23 protein-coding genes and 1 pseudogene are annotated in these 26,471 nt (G+C 49.1%); 12 read left to right on the top strand and 12 right to left on the bottom strand.

The genetic code is table 11. The features are described 5' to 3' along the window. Nucleotides 1-13 precede the first annotated feature (13 nt). The 5 genes from M1L52_RS03970 to M1L52_RS03990 all read right to left on the bottom strand — a co-directional run bounded on the left by M1L52_RS03970 (nucleotide 14) and on the right by M1L52_RS03990 (nucleotide 3,596). Nucleotides 14-916, bottom strand: a complete 903-nt coding sequence (locus M1L52_RS03970; RefSeq protein WP_248613539.1) for a phosphodiester glycosidase family protein — start codon at nucleotides 914-916, stop codon at nucleotides 14-16. Beyond that, on the bottom strand, nucleotides 909-1,310 hold the full coding sequence (locus M1L52_RS03975; protein WP_248613540.1) for a LytTR family transcriptional regulator DNA-binding domain-containing protein: 402 nt from the start codon (nucleotides 1,308-1,310) through the stop codon (nucleotides 909-911). The genes M1L52_RS03970 and M1L52_RS03975 overlap by 8 nt, the downstream gene beginning before the upstream one ends. A 69-nt stretch (nucleotides 1,311-1,379) precedes the next feature. Continuing rightward, complete coding sequence (locus M1L52_RS03980; RefSeq protein WP_248613541.1) at nucleotides 1,380-2,033, bottom strand: murein L,D-transpeptidase catalytic domain-containing protein; 654 nt, start codon at nucleotides 2,031-2,033, stop codon at nucleotides 1,380-1,382. A 116-nt stretch (nucleotides 2,034-2,149) separates the two neighbouring features. Continuing rightward, complete coding sequence (locus tag M1L52_RS03985; protein ID WP_248613542.1) at nucleotides 2,150-2,716, bottom strand: hypothetical protein; 567 nt, start codon at nucleotides 2,714-2,716, stop codon at nucleotides 2,150-2,152. Nucleotides 2,717-2,813: 97 nt separating this feature from the next. Beyond that, entirely contained in the window at nucleotides 2,814-3,596 is a 783-nt protein-coding gene (locus M1L52_RS03990; RefSeq protein ID WP_248613543.1) for a DUF4846 domain-containing protein, read from the bottom strand. Nucleotides 3,597-4,680: 1,084 nt separating this feature from the next. Between M1L52_RS03990 and M1L52_RS03995 the strand changes: the two genes are divergently transcribed. After that, nucleotides 4,681-5,454 carry a hypothetical protein gene (locus tag M1L52_RS03995; RefSeq protein ID WP_248613544.1) on the top strand — a complete coding sequence of 258 codons (774 nt, stop codon included), beginning with the start codon at nucleotides 4,681-4,683 and terminating at the stop codon, nucleotides 5,452-5,454. Between the two features lie 118 nt (nucleotides 5,455-5,572). Here M1L52_RS03995 and M1L52_RS04000 read toward each other — a convergent pair whose 3' ends face one another. The 4 genes from M1L52_RS04000 to M1L52_RS04015 form a co-directional block, all read right to left on the bottom strand. Next, nucleotides 5,573-6,064 (bottom strand): hypothetical protein, encoded by a 492-nt coding sequence (locus M1L52_RS04000; RefSeq protein ID WP_248613545.1) that lies wholly within the window; start codon nucleotides 6,062-6,064, stop codon nucleotides 5,573-5,575. A 127-nt stretch (nucleotides 6,065-6,191) separates the two neighbouring features. Beyond that, complete coding sequence (locus M1L52_RS04005; protein ID WP_248613546.1) at nucleotides 6,192-7,220, bottom strand: helix-turn-helix transcriptional regulator; 1,029 nt, start codon at nucleotides 7,218-7,220, stop codon at nucleotides 6,192-6,194. Between the two features lie 167 nt (nucleotides 7,221-7,387). Further along, complete coding sequence (locus M1L52_RS04010) at nucleotides 7,388-7,615, bottom strand: hypothetical protein (RefSeq protein ID WP_248614602.1); 228 nt, start codon at nucleotides 7,613-7,615, stop codon at nucleotides 7,388-7,390. Between the two features lie 16 nt (nucleotides 7,616-7,631). Continuing rightward, entirely contained in the window at nucleotides 7,632-9,146 is a 1,515-nt protein-coding gene (locus M1L52_RS04015) for a DNA methylase (RefSeq protein WP_248613547.1), read from the bottom strand. A gap of 94 nt (nucleotides 9,147-9,240) precedes the next feature. Here M1L52_RS04015 and M1L52_RS04020 point away from each other — a divergent pair, with 94 nt between their 5' ends. The 4 genes from M1L52_RS04020 (at nucleotide 9,241) to M1L52_RS04035 (ending at nucleotide 15,324) form a co-directional block, all read left to right on the top strand. Then, nucleotides 9,241-10,089 (top strand): phosphate acyltransferase, encoded by an 849-nt coding sequence (locus M1L52_RS04020; protein ID WP_248613548.1) that lies wholly within the window; start codon nucleotides 9,241-9,243, stop codon nucleotides 10,087-10,089. 12 nt (nucleotides 10,090-10,101) lie between these two features. Then, the gene (buk, locus tag M1L52_RS04025; protein WP_248613549.1) at nucleotides 10,102-11,169 is read left to right on the top strand and encodes a butyrate kinase; all 1,068 of its coding nucleotides are present in this window, start codon (nucleotides 10,102-10,104) and stop codon (nucleotides 11,167-11,169) included. 223 nt (nucleotides 11,170-11,392) lie between these two features. Further along, nucleotides 11,393-13,306, top strand: a complete 1,914-nt coding sequence (locus tag M1L52_RS04030) for a glycoside hydrolase family 13 protein (protein WP_248613550.1) — start codon at nucleotides 11,393-11,395, stop codon at nucleotides 13,304-13,306. A gap of 14 nt (nucleotides 13,307-13,320) precedes the next feature. Further along, complete coding sequence (locus tag M1L52_RS04035) at nucleotides 13,321-15,324, top strand: alpha-amylase family glycosyl hydrolase (RefSeq protein ID WP_248613551.1); 2,004 nt, start codon at nucleotides 13,321-13,323, stop codon at nucleotides 15,322-15,324. 476 nt (nucleotides 15,325-15,800) lie between these two features. On the opposite strand, the gene M1L52_RS04040 is transcribed toward M1L52_RS04035, so the two are convergent. Together M1L52_RS04040 and M1L52_RS04045 are read right to left on the bottom strand one after the other, a co-directional pair. Further along, nucleotides 15,801-17,258, bottom strand: coding sequence for an oligosaccharide flippase family protein (locus M1L52_RS04040; protein ID WP_248613552.1), 1,458 nt, complete (start codon nucleotides 17,256-17,258; stop codon nucleotides 15,801-15,803). Nucleotides 17,259-17,273: 15 nt separating this feature from the next. Further along, nucleotides 17,274-18,506 (bottom strand): nucleoside recognition domain-containing protein, encoded by a 1,233-nt coding sequence (locus M1L52_RS04045; protein ID WP_248613553.1) that lies wholly within the window; start codon nucleotides 18,504-18,506, stop codon nucleotides 17,274-17,276. Between the two features lie 110 nt (nucleotides 18,507-18,616). Between M1L52_RS04045 and M1L52_RS04050 the strand changes: the two genes are divergently transcribed. Then, nucleotides 18,617-19,900 (top strand): LruC domain-containing protein, encoded by a 1,284-nt coding sequence (locus tag M1L52_RS04050; RefSeq protein WP_248613554.1) that lies wholly within the window; start codon nucleotides 18,617-18,619, stop codon nucleotides 19,898-19,900. Nucleotides 19,901-19,976: 76 nt separating this feature from the next. Next, the gene (locus tag M1L52_RS04055) at nucleotides 19,977-20,936 is read left to right on the top strand and encodes a family 43 glycosylhydrolase (RefSeq protein ID WP_248613555.1); all 960 of its coding nucleotides are present in this window, start codon (nucleotides 19,977-19,979) and stop codon (nucleotides 20,934-20,936) included. A gap of 120 nt (nucleotides 20,937-21,056) precedes the next feature. On the opposite strand, the gene rpmH is transcribed toward M1L52_RS04055, so the two are convergent. Beyond that, nucleotides 21,057-21,212, bottom strand: a complete 156-nt coding sequence (rpmH, locus tag M1L52_RS04060; RefSeq protein ID WP_027450624.1) for a 50S ribosomal protein L34 — start codon at nucleotides 21,210-21,212, stop codon at nucleotides 21,057-21,059. A 257-nt stretch (nucleotides 21,213-21,469) separates the two neighbouring features. Between rpmH and M1L52_RS04065 the strand changes: the two are divergent. From M1L52_RS04065 to M1L52_RS04085, 5 genes and pseudogenes are all read left to right on the top strand, one after another. Next, nucleotides 21,470-21,892 (top strand): annotated as a pseudogene (locus M1L52_RS04065) (energy transducer TonB); the annotation flags it as partial. A gap of 124 nt (nucleotides 21,893-22,016) precedes the next feature. Beyond that, nucleotides 22,017-22,196 carry a type II toxin-antitoxin system HicA family toxin gene (locus M1L52_RS04070; protein ID WP_248613556.1) on the top strand — a complete coding sequence of 60 codons (180 nt, stop codon included), beginning with the start codon at nucleotides 22,017-22,019 and terminating at the stop codon, nucleotides 22,194-22,196. 50 nt (nucleotides 22,197-22,246) lie between these two features. After that, the gene (locus M1L52_RS04075; protein WP_248613557.1) at nucleotides 22,247-22,645 is read left to right on the top strand and encodes a hypothetical protein; all 399 of its coding nucleotides are present in this window, start codon (nucleotides 22,247-22,249) and stop codon (nucleotides 22,643-22,645) included. Nucleotides 22,646-22,767: 122 nt separating this feature from the next. After that, nucleotides 22,768-24,603, top strand: a complete 1,836-nt coding sequence (locus M1L52_RS04080) for a helix-turn-helix domain-containing protein (protein ID WP_248613558.1) — start codon at nucleotides 22,768-22,770, stop codon at nucleotides 24,601-24,603. A gap of 804 nt (nucleotides 24,604-25,407) precedes the next feature. Then, nucleotides 25,408-26,256: a hypothetical protein gene (locus tag M1L52_RS04085; protein ID WP_248613559.1), complete on the top strand. Its 849-nt coding sequence runs from the start codon at nucleotides 25,408-25,410 to the stop codon at nucleotides 26,254-26,256. Nucleotides 26,257-26,471: the final 215 nt, after the last annotated feature.

The raw sequence follows: 26,471 nt of genomic DNA on the forward strand, positions 1-26,471 counted from the left end.
ATTTTAAATCACTTTATTTTCTAAATACAAGCCACGGAACCACACATTTCCACTTCGTATGTGGATAATCAGCCGAATCGCCAATGTCATGACGGATGCCATCTTTATCGCGGTAGAAGACGTAGTCGGCACCGCCAGTGATGTAGATGGCATCGATGAAACCGTATTCGCGGAGGGCATCGGCAAAGTCCCAGAGGGTTTCTTTGTGGCGGGTGGCGATAAAATAGAGTTGGTCGTCAATGCGGCCAATGGCGCGACGCTCCACCTTGCCGTGCAGGAAGAAACGACCAGGTATTTCTCCATTGCTGACGAGGATGAACTGGCGGAAGAATGAGCCGCCATGCTCCTGAACATAGTCTTTTACTTTCTCGCTTCTCGAAATACCTATGACGAAATTGTTTCCAAGCATGGCCATATAGCCCAGGCGATGAGTATCGCTTTGACGCTCCTCGCCATTGACAACGAGTGAACCGATATATGTGTTATCTGCTTTATGATCAACAGAACGGCAATAAAGATAAACAGAAGTGTCGGCTGTATCAGGCTCTTCAAACTCGATGGAGGCCTTCAAGCCGTGAATGGCATAGAAGTCCATTGCCACACCAAGGATGCTGTCACAGGTCATCACCACTTCTGGGACTTCCTGCTTTGCTGGTCGCTGAAGCTTTTCGATGTTCTGCTCCGGGGTGACAGAAACGGATACACCAATATTATAATAGTAGTTCCAGAGGTAATAGCCTGCAAGAGCAGCAACCATCACGCAGCCAAAAGCCACCAATGCAAGGAATCGCTTCAGCCACTTATGCTTCTTGGAAGGGGCAATGACCTTTGTCACAATCTCCTTGGATTGTGGCTGCTCATCACGTTCGATAATGATGATGGGCACTTCAGGTTTCTGCATGTTTATATCATCCATTGTCGCTCCCTTTCTCATTTTCAAGTAATTCCTTCAGCTGCCTCAGTCCTTCGCGTGCAAGAGAAATATTCTGAGGACTGTCGGCTTTAGATTGCCCATAAAATACGATAGGCTCCTTTAGATCGCCTCCAGACAATATGAGTTGCTGCTCCGTCAAGTTGATTACATAGATATACCTCTTATTGACAATAAGGCTTCTTCCCACTCGGACGAACATATTGTTCTGCAACTGCTGGAAGACCTCATCGAAGAAGTGAAGCTGGAAGGTCATCTTGCGTCTTTGGCCATTAGTCAATACGAGATCAGAATAGTTACCGTCGGCACGGACATAGACAATCTCATCCGTAGCGACACGTACCAATTCGGTACTGGTAGATATTCTGAGCCATTCCATGTACTAACTGGTTATTACTCGGCAAATATACGCATTTTTATTGAAAGTTACGTGGATTGTACATCTTTTTTAACTTTGTTTACTGACAAAGGACCAAAGAAGCAATGATTTCTTCTCTTTATTGACAAGTGACCACAAGTAGTTCATACCTCTGGAAGAGATGGTAACACAGCCTTGGCAACTTGCACGGTGTAGGGGAATATAACGCATCCAGCAATGACTATCCACCCAACCGGACTTGTGAATCATCAAACCTCTGGCATAAGCCGACTGATTATCCATATCCATGCCTTTTATTCGAAAGCTGCGTTTTAACCTGTTACCATGTTCTTTGGTAACAAGGAAGCGCCCCAATGATGAGCACTCGCTTCCTGGCTTATTACTGAACACAGGACGTTCGGCTGTGCTTCCGCCGCCAGGCCCGTGCATAACGTATGTGCTTGCAACAATCTTTTTCTGATGGAAGTCCCAAACGAAGAGCCTTGGCGTTCCCGATGGGATACCATAGTCCACAAACAACGCATAATGCTCATTCATATTGTGGCGACAAGCAAAGGCAAGTGCTTTCTCGGCTCTTTCCTCTATCGTCTTATACTCCCTGCGGTCTGGCCATTCAGGCAAGCCATAGTACTTCCATGCCCAATGAAGACCGAACACTGCTGCCACGATGGTAAACAACAGTATTACAGCCAGACATCCCCATCTCTTACGTCGTCTCATCATTCTTTGTCTTTTGAAGTTGCTGTGAATACTTGATGAGTTGTATGAACCTGTTGGTCTGTTGTATGAGTTGTAAGCCACTACAACAAGCCCCCCATCTTTTCAGATTAATATGCAGGCTATATCTTCAGTACGCTACTACAATGCGGGCACAGCCCATTCTTTCCTTTGTAGCGAGGATGTCCCTTGGCAGCTTGCATCAAACAAAACGGATCATCTTTAGGGCAATGGTTATAAGTGAAATAGGTGTGGATAAACTCATGGCATACGACTTTCCAGGAATCCCGTCTGTCTTTTACCCTGAACGTTGAAGCCACACAAGCGTTACCCGGAATAAGGCTGAGTCCCTGCACGCCCCAATCCTTCTTGCCATGTACGCTGCACGATATATCCTTATGCGTTAATCCGATGTAGATGTTATGCCTGTTAGCATTTGCTGCCATTGATTTTATGATTTTGTCAGCTCTGTACCTTGTATGGCCATCGTTCATCAAAGTGTCTGAAAGGGGCAATGGAGGGTGTACTTCACATTCCAACTCTACACCAAATATATCCTCGATTCTCTTCGTTAGTTCTTTCCCCAACAGCTGAGCCTCACGTTGGCTGAATTTGCCAAATGGCTGAAGATGTATGACTGGTGGGCACAGACATCTGACTTCTTTCTCATCAGGAAGTTCACTGTTCACACCATGTTTTTTTGAACAACTGGCCATACAAATTATGGCACAAAGCAGAAGTACAATAGTATTCAATTTCATAGTCATCTTTTGTTATGCGTTAATATCAGAAGTGTTTCAAGTCTGTAGCCTTATAATGAAATACGGAGAGTATCAGGTTGTCTGCATCTTCGTCTAGCATGAACCATGGAGAACGGAAGGGATTCTCGAAATTACGCATTACATGGATTTCCCTTGCAGGTGTATTCCCTTCTGCCAAAAGAAAGGCTTTCTTGCCTCTTTTGTTGATGGCTACATCAACCACCATGACTGCATGTCCGTATTGCTGTCCATAACGAGCCGGATAGACAAACACATCACCAGGCTGCATGTCTGCCAGTCGCCCTGTCATCAGCTCCCGGCTTAGCGAGAAGGTGCTGGCCACTCCGTAAAGATTCCTCAGATAACGCTCAAAAGACTTGCGGGAACTGCCACCTCCATAGCTCAACGTCTTGCCGTTAACATTCTGAAATCGGATGCGGCCATATTGGCTCGTGTAAAAAAGGTATTCTGCTCTCAGCCTCATGCACACATCAGCACATTGTTCAGCATTCGACAACAAGGGAATGTCCACAACAGCATAGTTTAGTGATTGAAAGCGAGAGCGACCTCCTGTATAGAGCATCACGTCAGCACCTCTGCCTTTCAACGGTAAAGACCGCAGGAACTCACTATAGGCAGCATCATCGCCTTTAATCCTCTTATAGCCCCAAGGGGTAGGTATGTCGCCAATCGTTTTGTAATTGTCGGGATTACTCGTCTTACTCCCCAGCAATATCCATGCTCCATAGCTAAGCACGGAGATTACTATTAGTAATAAACCTATCAGTATCTTTTTTATTGTCTTCATACTTGTTCCTTTTTGTCGATTTCAATGCAAAGGTACAATGAGATACCTAACACACCAAAGAAAAGGGAATCCGTTGTATGAACCCCTGACATTATTGTATCAAAGTATAAGTTGTCACAGAATATTGCTTGCAATTCCACAATTATGTTCTATAGAAGGGCGTAGCCTAATACGCACTTTTCTGCGTGACAGACCTGTCCCTAGTGTCATCTAAAAAGTTGCAAAAACGTTTGCATATTTCAAAAATTTATTTTAACTTTGCACCCAGTAAAGTGCACTTGATTGTTTCGACTCTCATACTGCACTATAAAAGGAACTGATGAGGGCTGTCTTTCGAGGCAGCCCTTTTTCTGTGTCAATTATGTGTGACCGCAACGTGACATATCTGTCCCTAGTGTCATCGTTATAGCAGCTTAACATAGTTGCAATTATTTTCAGATTCTGACAGTTATTGATTCGGATGCAGTCAGAAATTCTCATCAAGACAGACTATTATTCTTAAATCTGCGTCACAGATTTATAAAACCATGACGTAGATTATTAAATCTGCGACGCAGATTATGTAATCCGTGTCGCAGATTTAACTATTTTAATCCGGCTAAGAAGCATTTTTAACCGTTACTCCGCTCTATTTCTGATTCTCTCAGTGGATAATCGGAACCGCATTTTCCTTAACGACTCTAATCAAAGAGGCAAAATGAGGGGTGACAGTGGGACAGGTTCTGCGCCTAAATATTCTTTCTGCCATCTTTTTTTATTCGGTGCAAAGATAGCTATAAAATCCCAATTAATAAAGGAAAAGAATAAAAAATGCCGAAATCCTCAAAGATTTTTCATAGAAAAACGCCAAGATTCTCAAAGTAACACGTCTTATATATGCCGAAAATCTCAATATGTAACAATCAAATTCGCCAGATTAACGGAATATGCTTTTCCTCCATCAATGTGTGTCTTCTCTCGTTTTTTTCATAACTTTGCGACAAAGTCGCGAATTTACTCCGTCTCGGAAGAAAAAAACAAACGCGTTTGTTTTGTTCTTCTCTCGACTTTTCGTAACTTTGCACTCAAAGAGCAGAACATAGTTATGGATGTATTGAACGACATATTCGCCGCCATCGCAGCACAAGGCTTTACCGCCCAAACGCTGCATATGATTGATAACTACGCAAACGACATTCGGTATGGAAGAAAAGATTTTAATGGATTTAATCTACCAGAGCATGCAGGACTCTGCAAGGGAGGCTCGCCTCTCATTGGGGCGTCCATCATCGCATGCTACGCTCGAAGAAGCCTTGCAACAGGTAGCAATGCTGAAAGCAGCCAAGGAGGCTGCCCAGCCAATTGGCAGATAGATGAAGCTCAAGAACATTTGATAGAAGAATGGTCAAGAGCCCAAGGCTTGTGGTTTGAACATTCTGAGAGTATTATAATAAAGAACTTCGGACCATTGATAGCCCAGGGGGCAGAGGCAAAAGTGTATTACAAAGATGGAGCCCCATCAGTAGCTAAAGAACGAACCTCCATCTATTCCACCTGGCAGAAGGCATTAGATGCCATTGCCCTTCACAACTATCTCTTCCCAGAGACGGCAATGAAAGTGATTGGCTTTACTCGCGATAGCGACGGTCTGATGCGTATTGTATTGACTCAACCCTACGTAAACTGTCTACGATTGGCCACGAAGGAAGAGATTGACGATATGGTTGCAACCAAAGGATTCCGTGACAATTGGAACGGCGAAGGCGTTAATTATATTTCCGACCGCCTGGCTCTCGAAGACATGCATCCCGCCAATGTGTTTATCGATACGATAACAGGCAAGCCTATATGCATTGACTGCATCGTGAAGTTTGTTTAAGACTTTTATCTTTAGTTGTGTACACAGCAGAACCGACCCGCCGTGTATTTGAGAATAGAAACTGGAGGGAGCATCGCTGCGGCCTCCAATACTTATTTAAATAACTTTACTAATTTGTTCACTTGAACAGATTCTGTTTGATGAGCTGCTGCACATCGTCTGGTGTCTCTTTCGTCTTACAGCAATCTAAAATGTGCTTTACCACCTTGTCGGGCAGCGTTTTCTTCTTCCAGATGTCATGGCGTTTCATCCACGTGCCTTTTGTTGTAGTTTTATCTACCCATTCAATGGCATCTTTGATGGGCTTACGACCCATTTCTGAGTACCAGCCATTTTTTAGCGAATAGGTTCCATACTCGTGTGGTAACACCACGACTTTACCTTCTTTGTTCAAGACAAGCTCTGCACAGGCATACTCGCCATCGGCACCATAGAACTTAAATTGGGTATAGCCCGACTCCTTGCCACACATCTTTTTCTTTTCGCCCTCCCACTGCATAGATTCCATGATCCACGTACCAACGATTTCCTTGTCGTCGATTTTTGTGCTTTGGGCATTTGCTTGCATGGTACATACCATTGCAACAGCCATTAACAAATACTTTTTCATAAACTTTAAGTTTTTAATTCGGGTTAAACATTGAGTGAATTGTCGCTGCAAAAGTAGGGGCTTTTCGCTATCCAGCCAAGTTTTTCTGTTTGCATTAACTTTGCAGCAGGTTTGCAAAATATTTGCATTAGATTGAAAGGATAAACTCATCCCATTCTTTAGCACCGCCTTTCTTGGAAAACACCTTCTGATAGAGACGGCTGCGCACGGTGCTAATGGTGCTGACATCGCGAGCAAGGACGGTGGCAATGTCTTTTGGCGCTATGCGGAGCTTGACGAGTATGCACACTTGGTACTCCAATTCCGACATCGTGTAGAGCCCCCTCAGCTGACTACTGAAGCCTGGATACACTTTTCTGATTTGACCCTCAACGTCCAGCCAGTCATCGTCCCTCAGTCTCTGTCCGGTTGAAATGCGGCGTTGCAGAGTGTGGTATTCATCGGAGGCAAAGTAGGCCGTCTCTACCGATTCGATGGCTTGCCTGACCTGTAGTGGCCGTTCTTGCTGTACCTCTTTGATTTGCTGTAGTTGCAACTGAAGCCTTTGTCTAGTCTTACGGTTGTCGATGGCTATGCGGCAAACAAGTAGCAGGAGAATGATGCCGCCGATGGAAGAGATGATGAACCAATGGATGACACTGGCCTGTTTGCGTTCCTTGGCAGACAGCATATAGCTATGTGCATCTTGTGACCCATCTTTCTGCAAGTCGGTGGTGATGATGGCTATGATGTCGTCACCCCATTCCTGTGATATGTCGTCAGCATTGAGCCAAGTATAAAGCTCGCCATTCTGTTGGATGACGATGGTTGAGTCGTCTTTCACTGTCAATGGACGTGGGTCGTCGTCCTCCAGATAGAGATACTCGCTATTACCCTTGTTGATTAGTGTCACTTTACATTGCATGTGGGGTTTAACTATGAGTCCCGATTCTGTCTTTATCAGCCAACATTGGTACATCACGTTGCTGCCGTCATAGAGCCGAAGTAAGGTGCCTTTTGCTTCTACATACTTCTCAGTATGTCCGATAGGATAATCTACCTGTTCCAACATCCATGCTCCTTGGAGGATAAACGCCTTGTCGTTCTGGTCGTTGGGGTCGTTGGGGTCGCATGCAAGCACAAACCACAATGTCAATGTAAAAACTATGTATTTCATCGCTCTATGTTTTGATTATCGTCGCAAAGATAGCAAAAAAATGCAAAGTAGTGCTTGATTACAACTTTGCATTTTCTTTGCATTCGCCCATCCACAATGAAATTGGCTATTTGTATGTTACTTCAGACACGAATGCACAATAAGGTTCCGCTTCTATCTGAGTCGAATCAGGAATCTGTCTCTGTGATTAAAGCCGAGCGAATGGCATCATCGTAGCCTGTTAATGCTGCGAAAGGTGCAAACTGGGCTGCACGATTCCACATCGACATCTGCGGATGACGCTTCGATACGTGGTGTGGCAGGTCTATAATGTCCGCATACAGTTGGGCGGTAGCCGCTCGAGCTTGCTCGCTTTCACCAAGCGAAGCAACTGAAAGAAATTCTTCACTCTTCATTCTTCACTCTTCACTTTTAAGCCTTATGTCCTCCTATTTGGTTGTTACGCTCTTTGGCGGTGGCACCCTCCTCGAAGTTCAGTCCCCTGAGGATGGCGTTCTTGCCAAAACGTTGTTTTATTTTCAACTGTGCCTCCTGCATCCGGCGCTCCTTGTCATGTTTTGCCTTTTCCTCCTGCTGCTGCTTTTCCAAGGCCTCGTAGTCTGTAAAAAGATCAAGTTGCTGGGGTCTATTCTCCTTTGCAGCGACAGATGCTTCCGTTACCACATGGTTTGTGGTCAGGTTCAGCCTGCGAATCAGTAAGTCCGTATTCACACATCGGTCGAACAGCTCAGCAGCGCCATCCATGATCTGTCTCGATGACGATGTAGGGTTGTCGAAGTTGAAAGTGCCGTGGGCATGTTTCGGAACAGCCTTGCCGTAGTAGTTGTTAGTAATCTCACCATGATACTTCTCACGAATATCAGGGCGGGTGAGGTTCTCTGCATCATAACCTACTGTCAGCACCAGCTGGTCAGTCACTAATCGCTTCGACACCAGATTAAGTGCCATACCTTCTGCCATCTCCTGTATCACCACACGGGCTTTCTTGAAATTGTAAGGCTCCTGTAACACCTGTCCGCTGCTGAAAGAGTTCGTCTCAGGTCTGTAAGCTTTTACTGCTTCCATTGTACATGGCTCCCAACCCCAGGCATGGTCTATCAGCAACTCAGCGTTCACGCCAAAAAGTCTATAGAGCGTATCCTCATTATGTAGCGACATTCGCGCCAGCTTGCCCATTGTGTCAACACCATAAGGAGCCAACTTCTCCGCAATGCCGCGTCCTACTCTCCAGAACTTCGTTATCGGACGATAATCCCATAGCTCACGACGATACGACATTTCATCCAGTTCGGCTATACGTACTCCGTCCTTGTCAGCAGGCATCTTTTTGGCCATTATATCCATCGCCACCTTACAGAGATACATGTTCGTGCCAATGCCTGCTGTCGCTGTGATGCCTGTCTGACTCAGCACGTCGCGGATCATCTTCATCGCCAAATCATGCGCACTTAATTTATAAGTACCAAGATAAGCCGTCACATCCATGATTACCTCGTCAATCGAATACACATGGATATCCTCTGGCGCAATATACTTAAGGTAAATCTTATATATCTTTGAACTGACGTCGATATAATGTGCCATCTGAGGCGGTGCTGCAATGTAGTCAACAGCCCAGTCCGGATGCTCTTTTAGTTCTATATCCGACGTGGACTTGCCCGTCAGACGATGACCTGGCACCTTACTCTGACGCTCGAAGTTTACTTCCCGCATACGCTGTACCACCTCAAATAGTCGTGCTCGTCCTCCAATGCCATATGCTTTGAGCGATGGTGACACAGCCAGACAAATGGTCTTCTCGGTACGGCTCACATCTGCTACGACGAGGTTTGTGGTCAGCGGGTCTAACCCTCTGTCCACACACTCCACTGAAGCATAAAACGACTTCAGGTCGATGGCGATATAAGTTCGCTTTTGCGCCGGCATTCCTTAATTCATATCAAAATTTGCCACAAAGGTAACAATTATTCATTATTTTTCGTAACTTTGCCCCCAAAGTTATTATTTACAACATAAAACTATGAACGCCATTACTAATTTCACATCACTTATTGACTACCTGCGTAGCTGTCAGGAGAAGAAACGTGTAGCTGTCATCCGTCCACGCGACGAGTCGACACAGAAAGCTGTCAAACTGGCTGAGGATGCCGGTTTCATGATACCAGTCATCGTTGATGACGAACAGCCTGAGACTGCTGCTGCGTTAGGCGTACAGATGGTGCGCGAAGGAAAGGCAGACGTGCTGATGAAAGGACTGGTGAATACCGATGACCTGCTTCGTGCCGTGCTCAACAAAGAGACAGGACTGCTGCCTCAAGGCAAGGTGCTCACTCACGTTACCTGCGCTGAGATTGAGGGACATGAGAAGCTGCTGTTCTGCAGCGATGTGGCAGTGATTCCCCACCCCACAGCCGAGCAACGTGAAGAACAACTGAAATACATGCTCAGCCTCATGCGCTCCTTCGGCATCGGCACACCTCGCGTGGGACTCATCAACTGCACCGAGAAGGTCAACCCAAAACATTTCCCGTTTACTGTTGAATATCGCGACCTCATAGCCAAAGCACAGACTGGGGCTTTCGGAAGCTGTATCATTGACGGACCGCTTGACCTGAAGACATGCTTCTCGCCAGAGGCTCTGCATAAGAAAGGAATAGACTCACCGCTTGAGGGTAATGCCGATGGTGTCATCTTCCCAGACATTCAGGCAGGCAACGTGTTCTACAAGACCATCACCTGTTTCTGCAAGTCAAAGACGGCAGCCATGCTTTGCGGTCCTCAGGTGCCGGTGGTGCTGCCATCACGCGGCGACAGCCCCGAGAACAAGTTCCTTTCACTTGCCATGGCATGCATGAATTCGCTTATTTAGGCTGTTAACGATATGTTGATACTTGCTATTAATCCTGGCTCCACCTCAACAAAGATGGCGGTCTATGAAGACGAGAAGCCTATCGTTCTTCGAAACATCTCACACTCACAGGAAGATCTGGCACCGTTTGACGATGTCATAGAACAGCATGACTACCGCAAACAGCTTGTCCTCGACGAGCTGGAGCGTGTAGGCATACCACTTGAATTCGATGCCGTCATAGGTCGCGGCGGACTGGTAAAACCTATCGCCGGTGGTGTCTATGAGATAAACGAGAACATGCTGAAAGACACCTACAGTGGCATTGCCATGCACAACCACGCATGTAACCTGGGCTGTCTTATAGCTCACGACATAGCAAAGGACATTCCCGGATGTCGCTCGTTCATTGCCGACCCGGGTGTTGTTGACGAGCTTAACGACTATGCACGCATAAGCGGTTCACCTCTTATGGGACGCATCTGCATCTGGCATGCCCTGAACCAGCGCGCCATAGCACGCCGCTATGCTGCCGGCATAGGCAAGAAATACGAGGACCTGAACCTTATCATCTGTCACATGGGTGGCGGAATATCGGTGGCAGCCCACGACCACGGACGTGCCGTAGATGCCAACAACGCCCTCGATGGCGAAGGACCGTTCTCGCCGGAGCGTGCCGGTTCGCTTCCCGCCGTTGACCTCATTCGCCTCTGCTTCAGTGGAAAATATAACGAGAAGCAACTGCTGAAACGTATTGCCGGCAAGGCTGGCCTTAACGCTCATCTCGGCACTGCCGACGTGCGCGAGGTGCTGCGCCGAATAGAAGATGGCGACACCCATGCGGAGCTCATCCTCAATGCTATGATCTACCACATAGCGAAGAATATCTGTGGCCTCGGAGCCGTGTTCTGCGGAAAGGTAGATGCCATCTTGCTTACTGGCGGTCTGGCGCGCTCTGAGTATGTCATCTCACGTCTGCGTCAGCGTATCTCTTATATGGCACCCGTCTATTGTTTCCCTGGCGAAGACGAGATGGAGGCGCTGGCACTGAATGCCTTAGCTGTGCTGCGCGGACAGCGCGAGGTGAAAGTTTATGACTGATCCTCCACACCGTAACACATAACCATTAACACATCAAAACGCCACGACAAAATGAAACAGATATTCCTACTGTTATCGGCATTGTTCTTTTCAGTCATCGCCTACAGTCGAAACTGTGCAAACGTTTTTGCAACAAATTGTCGTAAAAGTTGTAGGATAAAGAAAGGAGTAATTGGAAAAACACTTATATTTGCAGTTGAATTGCAATAACTAAAGTCAAAATATGCAGAAATTACTCCTATTAACAGCCATTTTATTTGCTAACATCCTAACAATGAGTGCTGCCAAACAGGCCAAACAGACAATAGACCGCATTGAGCCTACCAACTGGTTCGTAGGCATGAAGAACCCGCAGGTACAGCTGATGGTTTACGGTAAGAATATCGCCTCCGTGAAAGAGGTCACCACCGACTATCCAGGCATACGCGTTGACAGCGTGGTGAGTCTCGACTCGCCAAACTACCTGCTCATTTATATGAATGTCAAGGATGCACAGCCCGGCACGATGACACTCAACTTCAATTCCGGTAAGAAGCCGTTGAAGGCAAGCTACCAGCTGAAGCAGCGCGAGATGAAAGGCAGCGAACGCCGTGGCTTCGACATCAGCGATGTGCTCTATCTGCTCATGCCCGACCGCTTCGCACAGGGTGCCGGTCACAACCCGCAGATGAAGGGCATGCGCAACTATAAAGAGGACCGCACGGCACCATCGCTGCGTCATGGCGGCGACCTCAACGGCATCTGCGACCACTTGGACTATTTTAACGAGCTGGGTGTCACTGCCTTGTGGTTCACCCCCATCCTTGAGAACAACTCTCCCGACAACGGCCCATGGTCCACATATCATGGCTATGCCTGCACGAACTACTATCAGGTGGACCCACGTTTCGGTACCAATGCCGACTACCGCCGTCTCATCGACGAGTGTCACAAGAAAGGGCTGAAGGTGGTGATGGACATGATCTTCAACCACTGCGGCTTCGAACACCCTTGGGTGGCCGACATGCCCTCGAAAGACTGGTTCAACCACCCCGGATGGCTGAAAGAGTCGAACGGCACGAGCGACTCGCGAAACACCAGTTTTTTGCAGACCAGCTACAAGCTCACTCCAGTCCTCGACCCCTATGCCTCGGAGGTTGACCTCAGAGAGACCGTCGAGGGATGGTTTGTCTCTACCATGCCCGACCTCAACCAGCGCAACCCCCACCTCATGCGCTATCTCATTCAGAACAGCATATGGTGGATAGAGACAGCCGGCATCGACGGCATACGCATGGACACCTACCCCTACGCCTACCGCGAGGGCATGGCACAGTGGATGAAGGAGCTCAACGACGAATATCCAAACTTCAACACCGTGGGCGAGACATGGGTCACACAGCCCGCCTATACCGCCGCATGGCAGAAGGACTCAAAGCTGAGCGAGCAGAACAGCTACCTGAAGACCGTCATGGACTTCTCGTTCCAGGAGAAGCTCGACTCTGCGAAACATGAGGAGACCGACGACTGGTGGCGCGGCATGAACCGTCTGTACAACTCGTTCTGCTACGACTACCTCTACCCCAACCCATCATCGGTGATGGCATTCATCGACAACCACGACACCGACCGTTTCCTTGGCAACGGCCGTGACACCCTCGCACTGAAGCAGGCGCTGGCACTGCTGCTCACCGTGCACCGCATACCTCAGCTCTACTACGGCACGGAGATACTCATGAACGGCACGAAGGAGGTCACAGACGGCCATGTGCGCAAGGACTTCCCCGGCGGCTTCCCGGGCGACAAGCACAACTGCTTCACTGCGACAGGCAGGTCACGCGCTGAAAACAGCATGTTCAACTGGCTCAGCCGACTGCTCCACTGGCGTCAGGGCAACGATGTCATCACCAAGGGTACCATGAAGCAGTTCATACCCCATAACGGCATCTATGTCATTGCGCGTCAGCATCAGGGCAAGACGGTGCTCACCATCCTCAACGGCACCTCGCAGGAGGCCACGATGGACGTGAAGCGCTACAGCGAGGTCATAGGCACCGCGAAGCGAGCAAAAGACATCCCCACCGGTCGCTACTACGACCTGAGCAAAGACCTCACGCTAAAACCACGACAGGTTCTGGTACTAACCTCTCACCTCTAACCTCTTATATCTTTATGAAACGATTATTTTTTTCTGTATTAATGATATTGGCTGCTTTGTCAACACAGGCACAAGGCTGGCCCGAGAACTACGGTGGCGTGATGCTGCAAGCATTCTATTGGGACTCATACAGCGACAGCAAGTGGACCAAGCTTGAGTCACAGGCCGACGACCTCGCACAGACGTTCAGCTTGGTATGGATTCCACAGAGTGGCTATTGCGGCGGCCAGTCCATGGGCTACGACGACCTGTACTGGTTTACTAACTACAACAGCTCGTTCGGTACAAAGACAGAGCTAAAGTCCATGATCAACACCTTCAAGGATAAAGGAATGAAGACCATTGCCGACGTGGTCATCAACCACCGTAGGAACAAGTCCAACTGGGTTGACTTCCCCAAGGAGACCTATAACGGCGAGGTCTATGAGATGACCTCTACCGACATCTGCGCCAACGATGACGGTGGCAACACACTAACATGGGCCAATAGCAACGGCTATAGCCTTAGCACTAACAACGACACCGGCGAGGGATGGGACGGCATGCGCGACCTCGACCACAAAAGTGAGAATGTACAGCGATGTGTCAAGGCATACCTTAAGTTCCTGCTCAACGACCTGGGCTATGCCGGCTTCCGCTACGACATGGTGAAAGGCTACTCGCCATCGTTCACCGGCATGTATAACACCGACTCACAGCCCGAGTTCTCCGTTGGCGAGTGCTGGGACGGCACCACCACCATTCGCAACTGGGTCAACGGCACTAAGGTCGATGGTGTGATACAGTCGGCTGCCTTCGACTTCCAGTTCCGCTATGTGGTGCGCAACGCTGCCAATGATGACAACTGGCAGAAGCTGGGCATGCAGAACGACGGCAACTGGCCGCTGATGTCATCGAAGACATCGTCGGGAACCTATCGCCGCTATGCCGTTACCTTCGTTGAGAACCACGACACCGAGTGGCGCACAAACGCCAGGCAGGACCCACTGCTGCGCGACACGCTGGCTGCCAACGCGTTCATGCTCGCCATGCCTGGCACGCCCTGTGTCTTCCTTAAGCACTGGCAGAGCTACCGCAACGAGATAAAGTCCATGGCTGCCGTGCGCCAGCTGGCTGGCATCACCAACACCAGCGTCTATACACAGCTCGCATCACAGAAAGCCTACTATGCTGTGCAGACCGACAGCCGTCTGCTGGCAGTCGTAGGTCACACGGAGCAGTGGACACCCGACGCCGCCCAGTGGATAAAGGTTCTCGACGGCTACCACTATGCCTACTATCTGGCACCATCGCTGCAGACGGCATGGATAGACAAGGCATCAGGCACCTACGAGGGTAAGACAAGCGTCATGCTCTCAGCAGTCACCGACAACGCCAACGCTCGCATCGTCTATACCACCGACGGCACCACACCCACCGCACAGAGCACTGCCGTCGCTTCTGGCACACAGCTGGAGCTGCCCTATGGCACCACCACGCTGAAGGCTGCACTCCTCGTTGACGGACAGGTGCAGACCGTCATCGAGCGCAACTACGTGGTAAACGAAATCTATGTTCCTTCTTTCTGCGTGGTCAACGATGGCGAGACATGTGCTTTCTTCGAGGCACCGTCAACATGGACGAGCACCATAAAATGCTGGGCATGGGACGAAAACAACTATACCGGAGGCATATGGCCGGGAAAGTCGTGCTCGAAGCTCGGTAAGAACGACCGCACGGGCAACTACGTATGGAAATGGACCTATGACGGAACGCTCACCACTCAGCCGTCATGGATCATCTTCAGCAACAACGGCTCACCGCAGACGGCAGACCTGCCATTCCAGAACGGCGGCTACTACACCATCGACGGCTTTAAGGCCAACGTCATCACTGCAATAAAGGCTCCACAGACGAAGGAGGCCGTCGCCACAGCTATCTACACCATCGACGGTCGTCGCATCGCCCGTCCCACAAAAGGACTGAACATCATCCGCTATAGCGACGGCAGAACCCAGAAAGTCCTTCTCCGACCATAGAGTATGACTACAGACTTTTTTGACTATAGACTACAGACTTTGGACTATGGACGATAGAATTGCAATATAGGGCAGTCCAAATAGTGATGTAGTCTTGGCTATACTTATTTACAAACTCGTCGAGTTTGGTGACCAAAGTCGACGAGTTTGGCGACCAAAGTCGACGAGTTTGGCGACCAAAGTCGACGAGTTTGGCGACCAAAGTCGACGAGTTTGGTTTTCAGGGTAGTAAAAACGAGAATACGAGGATGTCAGAACTATATTATAGAACTGTCAGAAAAGAGGGTGTATCAAAACACAAGATTTATTTAAAAACAACGGATTTCGCGGATTTCACGGATTTAAGCCCTACTGATAATCAGTATCTAAGAAAATCCGTTTAATCCGTGAAATCCGTTGTGGTTAATAATGACACGTCCTCATAGTCTAAAGTCTATAGTCATCTATAGTCTATAGTCTAAAACTGTAGTCTGTGGTCATTTCCTGAAGTATTTACCGATGACTGGCAGGTTGGAGAGCGGGAAGTCGTTGTGGATGACAATGCTGACGAAGAACATGATGACCAGCGTGTTGAAGCCGAGGGAGATCCACTGACTGTAGTTGTCGTGGATATAGTCCATGGAGACATAGCTCACGGCAGTGAGCAACACATAGTAGAAGATGCTCTGCATGGGATAGTCGATAGGGTTCTGACGCTGTCCGATGACATAGCTCAGCACCATTGCCGTGCCATAGCCAGCCACGCCGGCCCATGCACAAGCCATGTAGCCATAGATGGGGATGAAGATGATGTTCACGGCAAACAGCATGGCACAGCCTGCCAGTGAGAACCATGCTCCGTAGATGGTCTTGTCGATGAGCTTATACCAGAACGACAGGTTGAAATAGACGCCCATCATGATCTCTGCCACCATGACGATGGGCACGACGCGCAGTCCGTCCCAGTAGTCCTCGCCAATGAGATAGCGCAGAAGGTCGATATATCCCATGACGAAAAGGAACGCCAGCAGCGTGAAGATGAGGAAGTATTTCATTGCCTTGGCATAGAACTCCTTTGAGTTCTTGTCCTTGGCTCCGGCAAAGACTAACGGCTCATAGGCGAAACGGAACGCCTGTGTTATCATGGCCATGATCATGGCGATCTTTGTAGCTGCACCATAGATGCCCAGCTGCATGTTCGCGTCGGGACCGTCATAGACCATGGGGAAGATGATGACAGAGGCCGTCTGGTTCAGTATGCCGGCTATTCCGAACAAGAGTATGGGCCACGAATAGCTGAACATGCGACGCAGCATGTCGGTGTCGAGAAGCTTTCCCTCGCCACGGAAGGCATCGGCAATCTCGCTATAAAGTGCCAGCGTGACGACGATGGTGCAGACGAGGTTGATATAGAAAACATAGCTGACATCGCTGCCGTCCATGACAACGAAATAGATGATGTTAAGACCTATGCTCAGGAGGATGTTCAACAGCTGCAGGGCGGCAAACTTCAGCGCCTTGTTCTTATAGCGCAGATAGTCGAAGGGTATGCACTTCGTGGCATCAATGGCCACGGTGAGCGCCATGACCCACACCCACTCAGTGTGGTCGGCATAGTTGATGGCCGAGCTGATAGGACCCAGCAGCACCAGCACGAGCAGGAAGAACAGCAGCGACAGTCCGCCGACGAAGAAGAGCGTGGTGGAATAGGCTGTGCGCGCATTCTCCGTATCCTTGTTGGCGAAGCGGAAGAACGTGGTCTCCATGCCGAAGGTGAGCAGCACGAGGATGATTGCCGTGTAGCCGTAGATATTTGTTATCACGCCATAGCCACCGCTTGCCGCCGAGATATAGTTGGTGTACAGGGGCACAAGCAGATAGTTGAGGAAGCGCCCGATGATGCTCGACAGACCGTAGATGGCGGTGTCTTTTGCCAGTGAAGCGAGTTTTGACATAGTCCTTTTTTTGTTTTATGCAAAGAAGAAATAGCAGATGCCTATTGCAGAGATGATGCCTGCCAGGTCGGCCAGCAGTCCGCATGCCACGGCGTGGCGGGTATAGCGTATGCCCACAGAGCCGAAATAGACGGCGAGGATGTAGAACGTGGTGTCGGTAGAGCCTTGGAAGACACACGACAGGCGCCCTATGAACGAGTCGGCACCATAGGTGGTCATGGCATCGACCATCATGCCACGGGCGCCGCTGCCAGAGAGGGGCTTCATGAGCGCCGTGGGCAGTGCGCCGACCCACTCGCTGTCAATGCCCGACACCTCAACGGCGCGCTGTATGCCGCTGATGAGCATGTCCATGGCTCCCGAGGCGCGGAACACACCTATAGCCACGAGTATAGCCACGAGATAGGGAATGATGCGCACGGCTGTCTGGAACCCTTCTTTTGCTCCCTCGATGAACGAGTCATAGACGTTGACTTTCTTTCGCATGCCTGCGATGATGAAGCCAATGATGATGGTCATGAGGAGAATGTTGGCCACAGTGGTGCTCACGCGGTTCATCATCAGCGAGTCGAGCTGGCTGAAGCCCCAGATGATGCCTGCCACCACGACACATGCGCCACCGAGGGTGAGCAGCAGCGTGCGGTTGATGAGGTTTATGCGCTGATAGAGCGAGGTGACAATGATGCCTGCCAGCGTAGAGAAGAATGTGGCAAGCAGTATGGGAATGAAGATGTCGGTAGGCTGTGAGGCTCCCATCTGCGCACGATAGACCATGATTGAGATGGGGATGAGCGTCAGACCGGAGGTGTTGAGCACCAGGAACATTATCATGGGGTTTGAGGCGGTGTCCTTCTTCGTGTTCAGCTCCTGCAGCTGCTCCATGGCCTTCAAGCCGAGCGGTGTGGCGGCATTGTCGAGGCCGAGCATGTTGGCGGAGATGTTCATGAAGATGCTGCCCGTGACGGGATGACCCTTGGGGATGTCGGGAAACAGTCGCACGAAGACGGGACTGAGCAGTCGTGCCAGTGCGTTGACAAGTCCGCCGCGCTCACCAATCTTCATTATGCCAAGCCACAGGGAGAGGACACCCGTCAGTCCGAGTGATATCTCAAAGGCTGTCTTAGACGAGGCGAATGTCGAGTCCATCATTGCGGGGAAGACATCGAAGTCGCCAAAAAACACAAGTCGTATTAATGCCACAATGAAGGCAACGACGAAAAAAGCTATCCAGATATAATTCAGAACCATAGTGCAAAATTACTATTCTATATGTGAAAATGCAAATTAATTTGCAATTTTCCTAACTTTTTTGTAATTTCGCCGCGTCATCACAACCAATTGTCTGAAAAAACCGAAAAATGAGAACTCACCTCTTTAAATATATAGCGCTTGTGCTATGCCCGTTGGCACTTGTAGCATGCAAGCGAGACATGTTCGACCCATCGGCCTACAAGACCATTATCCAGGAGTCGTTTCCAATAGAAGACATAGACCCTGCGCATAACTGGAACCTCACACAGAGCCATTCCACTGTCGTCAATGCGAATGTTGACGCCACGGTCAACATAACGCAGATACGCATACTCAACGGCAACCCCTACTCCACCAAGAAAGTGGAGGTGTTGGCGGAGACCGATGCCAGCCGCGGTGATACGAAGACACTGTCCTACTATACCCCGGCATATCAGAAAGAACTTTACATAGCTGCTGTCACCGACGACGGGCGCCATCTGCTGAAGACGTTCAATGTGGACAGCCAGCCGACGGTGGAGCTCAGTGATGTGCAGGAATATGACACGAAGATAAACAAGCCCATCTATCAGACATACACCTACCTCTATGAGACCACCTACCCTGAGCCTGGCGACTGGGACTTCAACGACCTCGTGATGCGCATTCAGAAGCTGCCGGCACAGAGCGCCAACGAGATTCGCCTTGAGGTGACACTCGAGGCTGTGGGATGCCAGAAGCAGGTGGCGGCAGCCATTCACCTGTTGAACTATAGCTACGACGACATAGAGAGCGTGACGACAGAGGACGGACGCACCTTCGACGGTGGCTTGAACATCAAGCGAACGTTCATCGAGAAGCCCGACCTGCTGCTGAAGGGTCTCCACGGTGAGGCAATAGTGAACCTCTTCGAGGATGCTCACTATGCCCTCGCGGCACAGCTCGAAGCTAAGGAGTATGGCGGCAATCCTAAACACATATTCTACAACACCCACCGTAAACCGTCAGGCAACACACAGGCACAGGTGGCAGCGAAACGCATCACCTATGTGATAAAGCTGAAGAACCCGCAACAGGCTGGTAACTTCTCACTCGAAGACATAGACCCCTTCGCCATGGAGGACTTCAACTCCGGACGATGGGAGATACATACCTTTGCACATAAGAGCGACCAGATGCTCCACGACCTCGGCTCTAACGAGACGGCAAAGAGCAACAACATGTCGTGGGCGCTGGTGATTCCTAGCTCAACCTTCCGCTGGCCGATAGAGGGCGAGAGCCTGGGACTATACAAAGAGGGCATACTCACCGGTGCATACATGAAGAGCGGCCACTCCTACGCACAGTGGGTGAGAGACCACACCATCTGTCTCGACTGGTTCATCTACCCCACCACAGGAATAGTGTATTAATAAATAGAGGTGAGAGGTAAGAGGTAAGAGGTGAGAGGTGAGCTTGTGAAACATGCGAAACTAATATATAACAGCTATGAAGAAAATCATTGTATCGCTGCTGGCACTCATCAGCATGACTGCCACAGCACAGAAAAACCCAATCCTGCCGGAGATGCACGCCGACCCTGAGGTGCTGGCCGACGGCGGACGTTACTACATCTACTCCACCACCGACGGTGCTCCCGGCTGGGGCGGCTACTATTTCACCTGCTACTCGTCGAAGAACCTGAAGAAATGGGACTATGAGGGCATAATCCTTGACCTGAAGAAAGACACCAAGTGGGCACGCGGCAACGCATGGGCACCATGTATAGAGAAGAAAAACGGTAAGTACTACTTCTACTACAGCGGCGACCAGGGCGAGCGCAAGGCAATAGGCGTGGCAATTGCCGACAGTCCCACAGGTCCGTTCCGCGACTTCGGACAGCCCATCGTGGACAAGCGTCCCGAGGGACAGAAGAACGGACAGCAGATAGATGTTGATGTGTTCACCGATGACGACGGTCAGAGCTACCTCTACTGGGGCAATGGCTACATGGCTGGTGCAAAGCTCAACGATGACATGACGTCTATAGACGAATCGACAGTGAAGCTCATGACTCCGCGTGGCGGCTCACTGAAGGACTATGCCTACCGTGAGGCTCCCTATGTGTTCAAGCGCAACGGCATATACTATTTCCTCTGGAGCGTTGACGACACCGGCTCACCCAACTACCATGTGGCCTACGGCACATCGACATCGCCTCTCGGTCCTATCAAGGTGGCCGACGAGCCTGTCATCCTCATCCAGCGTCCCGACCAGAAGATCTACGGCACCGCACATAACTCTGTACTGAAGGTGCCCGGCAAGGACAAGTGGTACATAGTCTATCACCGCATAAACCCCGCCTATCTCGACCGCAAGGACGGCCCGGGCTTCCATCGCGAAGTGTGCATAGACCGCATGTTCTTCGAGAAAGACGGCCGCATCAAACCTGTAGTACCAACGAACTAATCAAGAACTTTTTTGTTTGTCAAGAATAATCTTAATATAAAGAAAGCGGGACAAGACTTGCGTCTTATCCCGCTTAATTGTTTTTCCTTTAAAAGGTCTTGTTTGCCTCGCGGCAACATCTTACTTACCGTGGTTCTCGTCACTAACGGTGAGCTTCTTGCGACCCTTTGCGCGGCGTGAAGCCAGTACGCGACGGCCATTCTTAGTAGCCATGCGCTCGCGGAAACCATGCTTATTCACGCGGCGGCGATTGTGTGGTTGAAATGTTCTTTTCATTGCAATGAATCTTTTTATTTATTAGTACTAATCTCCGAATCGGGCTGCAAAATTACTATTTTCTTTTTATTTACGCAAGAAAATCGTAAAAAATAGGCTCTTTTTTTGTTTTTTTCGAGAAAAAGGCATCTAAAATCAAGAAAAATACGTATATTTGCAGTTCAAACTTAAAACTATAACATATCATGAAACAGCTTTTTAATCTTAGATTTATCATCGCTTCATTAGCACTCGTTTTCGGTTTGTCAACAGTCAGTGCACAAGAGGAGAAGCAAAAAGTGCTCGATGTTGTTGAACAGATGCCACAGTTTGCGCCCTGCGAATATGAGATAACGAAATGGGTGACTATTAACGATACGAATGGACCGCGACGAGTTGCAACAAAGGAGACTGTTAAGAACCCTGGCGGTGCAGCAGGTCTCATGATGTACCTCAGTCAGAACGTAAAATATCCTGCTATCGCCGAGGAGAACGGCATTCAGGGCCGAGTAGTCTGCACATTCGTTGTTGAATGCGACGGTTCCATCAGCGATGTTAAGGTTGCAAAAGGCGTCGATCCCACGCTTAACAAGGAAGCTGTTCGTGTGCTCAGCGCAATGCCAAAATGGACACCAGGCATGCAGAAAGGCGTCCCAGTGCGTGTCAAATACACCGTTCCTGTATCTTTCCGTCTGCAATAGCTTAATAATTATCAAAGAATTTGACAAGCTAACAACAAATTAATAGAAAAATTTCTATTTTTCTTGGCTAATAATAGAAATTTTTCTATTTTTGCATCGCAAATCTATACTTTATAAATAAGTAATGAAGAGCACAGAATTACATAGAAGATTCATAAAAGCAGGCTACAAGTTTGACCATGCAGAAGGAAGCCACTACTTCTATATAAAAGACGGCATAATGACCGAACCTATTCCATATCATGGAGCGAAAGAAATGGGAAAAGGAATAGCTAACAAGCTAATTAGAAAATACGGAGTGTGAGAATTAAAAAACAGAAACATTATTGTCTAATTCTAAAGAAACGTTGAGTCATGGAAAAGATTATAATGATAATTGAAAAGTCTAAGGATTTCTTTGACGCTTATTCAGACAACTGTGATGGTATCTATGCGGCAGGCGATAGTATCGAAGCTGTCAAGGCTGACGCTGAAGAAGCAATACGGCTTATCAAAAAAAATCTCCCTGAAGATCGATGGCCTAAACAAATAAAAGGAGAGTACGAGATAGAGTGGAAATTCGACGTTCCAAGTTTTCTAGAATACTATGGTGAATTTTTATCATTAGCTGGTTTGGAACGAATGACTGGCATCAACCAAAAACAACTCTCAAACTACCTTCACCATCGTGCCGTCCCACGACAAAAGCAAGCAGACCGAATCATAAACGGCTTGCACCGTTTTGCTCGCGAAATACTGAGCATAACGCTCTAATTTGTCGGTTGACTCGTATAAGAATACAATGCAGATATTGGATTTTTGTACTATCACCACCTTAAATTGAGAAAAGTGCTCGATTGTTCGGCAAAAAATAGTATCTTTGCACGAAAATCGCGATGATGAGAGTATTTAGGTATATATTAGGTGTATTAGTTTTAGTTGGCATGGCAGCACTTACTGCTTGCGAGGGAAAAAACGAACAGTCACAGGACGATATTCCTAAGAAGAAGACGCGCACCCGCGGTGACAGCATAGCTCTTGCCGCCAGGTTCACAGGCGACTTCGAGCATTTCCTTGCCGTTACCGACAGCCTTGCCAACAAAGGCGAGCTCTCACCGATACGTGCAGGCGGCTATCGCGGCGTTGCCTATTTCCAGTTGGGACAAATAGACAAATGTATAGAATGTTTCCGCAAAGTCATCGCTAACGATCCACCAGCAGAAGACTTCTGGGAGTATATACATGCCGGCACGAACCTCGTGATAATCCTGAACAGCCAGCGTGACTACGACACTGCTATGCGTACCGCCTTGCGCCTCATCGACATGCTTAAGCAGGTGGACAGCCCAGTGCGTGCTGGTGAGATGCAGACACTATACCTATGTCTTGGCGACACACAGATGATGCTCGAACGCCATGAAGAGGCTAAAGCAAGCTATGACGAGGCATACAAATGGGTGCTGCAAACACCTAACGACTCCACATGCCGTCCGTTGGCTGCCAGCTTTGAGACACTGGAGAACATCGCCGTGACCCACATAAATCACCACCTTGACGAGGCTGGCGTGTGGGTTGACCGTATGGACTCGCTTTGCGTCATCTATGAGAAGCAGCCAAAGGCCATCGAACGTGAGAAAAAGGCTTTCCAGGCACTGGTATATCTTCACCGTGCACAGGTTTGTCAGATGCGCGGTCAGGAGAAAGACGCCGCCCGCTATTATGCAGAATACATGAAGACCGACTATGGTCAGAGCCTCGAAGGACGTATCAACGGCTGTGACTATCTGGTGGAAGCACGCCGCTACAATGAGGCTGCCGACAACTACACACAGCTGGACCGCTTTATAAAGGAATGGGGCTATGACTATGACCTCGAGACAATAGGCAACAACCTGTTGCCGAAGCTACGCAGCAACTACTATGCCGACCGTAAGGACTCGGCTCTGCGTGTGGCGTTGCAGATAGCAGAGGTGTATGACTCGGCCCTTATACGCCAGAAACGTAGCGAGTCGGCCGAGCTCGCAACAATCTACGACACCCAGGGAAAGGAACGACAGATAGCCGAAGAACACGCCCGTAACCGTCTTTTCTCCGCCATCAGCACATCCACTGGCATCCTTGCCTTGCTCATCATGGTCTTCGCCATCTATATGCTCCGCCAGTGGCGCTTCACGAAAGAGAAGAACCGTATCCTCGCCCAACAGATCACCGAGGCTGTGGAGTACAAGAAGAAATACCGCGAACTGAAACAGAGCCAAGCCCAGATACTCCCAGAGACGGAGGAGTTTAACCAAGCGGAGGATGGTAATAAAACGGAAGGTATCACCACTCCACTCCCCTCGGAAGAGGCTGGAGGTGGGTCTGCAGTCATCATCTCCGACATCACCGACCTCAACGACGAGCAGATGTTTCTCTGTCTGCGCGACATTATTGAGAACGAACAGCTGTTCCTACAGTCAGACTTCGGACGTCAGACGCTTATCGACCACACCGGACTGTCCAAGGAGCGTATCGGTGCGGCCTTCTCTCAGGGCGGTGAAAACATTTCCTTGCCGCAATATATCCGTGAGTTGCGCCTTGACTATGCCATACATCTGATGAACGACCAGCCAGAACTAAACATTGAGATGGTCAGTCAGGCCAGCGGCTTCACCAGTGCCGACACATTCACCCGCAATTTCCGCGCAAAATATGGCATGACGCCTACTGCCTATAAGCAGACAAAAGCGTAAAATCTTTATTTTTCAACGATTTCATCGAGAAGTGAGAGGTGAGAAGTGAGAGGTGAGAGGTGAGAGGAAACTCAAATCCATCCGATAGTTTGTCTGAAACCACCCGATAGTTTGTCTTTGCTATTGCAGAGACAATTTTTTTGCTATACTTTTGCACCCAGATTCAAACAGCGGTTGATTAAACTAATTATCTATACATATAATCTATATCTCTATTTTTCTATCCTACCTGATACCTAATACCCCTTTTTACCTTTTGACAGCAGCACGTGCTGGAAGATAAGACACAGACTGCAGCCTCAGGTTCCAGACAAACTTCCAAAGGAGAAGTTTGGTCTGGGACCAAAGGTTAAAAAAGCAACAAACCCCAACAACATATATGGTAAGACGATTTCAAATTGTATGTTTTTTGGCATAGACCCTGTCTATGTCATTTTTTATTTATACATTTGCAGACAACAAGAAGAAAAAATGACACAGGAACAGGGAAAACGGAGGGCGGTAGATCCGATGAGACACCACCGCGAGAACGGTTGGGACTACAAGGGGCGTGCCATCTATCATTTTACGCTACCTGTAGAAGAGCGCTATCCACTGTTTGGAGTGCTGGATGGCGAGAGTGCGGAGACGGCCGTCGTGAGGCTCAATGCATTCGGGCGGCGCGTTTGTCAGATGCTTAGCGGGCTGGCGCGTTTTTATGAGAAAAAAGGATTCGCACTGAAGGTGCTGGCACAGATGGTCATGCCAGACCATGTACACCTGGTGATTCAAGTGTTAGAGCCGCTGCCACAGGGCATCGGGGCTGTGGTTAGAGGGTTTAAAAGCGGGTGTACCAAGGTTTATAAGGAGGTTTATGGCAGCGGCGAGAACGCCGCTGAAGTGCACGGAGGCGAGAACGCCGCTGAAGTGCACGGAGGCGAGAACGCCGCTGGAGTGCACGGAAACGAGGATGCCGCCCCCATGCATTTTGCTCGCATTTTTGCGAGCAGAGGTAGTATCTGGCAAGAGGACAAGGCTTATTATCATGAGCGGATACTGCACGCACCGGGACAGCTACGACGGATGATTGACTATGTGAAGGACAACCCAAGGCGGCTATGGATTAAGAGCCATAACCCCGAGCTTTTCAGGTTACACAGACGAACGGAAGCGGCGGGACTGCTGTTTACATCAATGGGTAACCATTTCATTCTGGAATGGCCAGACCGTCAGGTGGTGGAGATGTCGCGAAGTGCTACCGATGAGGAGGTACAGGAACGGCTACGGATGGTGCTGGCGGCAGCGCACAACGGGACGGTGACCTATACAGCGGCGATAAGCGAGGGAGAGAAACTCATCGCCCGCACCTTGCGCGAGCAGGGTTATCCATTGGTGGTGCTGCTCAACGACGGCTTTCCCAAAGAGGGGTCGCCACACGAACGTTACTATAAACCGGGGGGAGTGTATTTCGAGGCATGTTCCAGAGGACAGCTTCTGCTGATGGAACCTACAGAGGAGGCGTTTCGCGACGAAGGTGTCATGGCTGCTGCGGAAGAATCGCTGCGAAAGAAAGCAGAGGCAAGACACTACAGCTACACGCCCATTCCTCTGACTTCGCAACGCTATCGCTTTATAGCGCTAAATGAGATGGGCAAGCGACTGGTCGGGGAGTAAATACCGCCACAAAAATGTGGCGGAAATGCACGGAGACAAATTGTGGCGGAAATGCACGGAGACGAGAAGATGGCGAAAATGCACGGCAAGGGGACGAGAAGCGCAAAACGCAAGGACACAGATAGAAAGAAAGTGAGAATCTTATAGTTTTATTTTGCTTTGTCGTCACTTAATAGTATCTTTGCAAACAATAAATAATCAAGGGCAGAATTGCA

Source organism: Prevotella sp. E13-27, from assembly GCF_023217965.1.
Lineage (GTDB): Bacteria > Bacteroidota > Bacteroidia > Bacteroidales > Bacteroidaceae > Prevotella.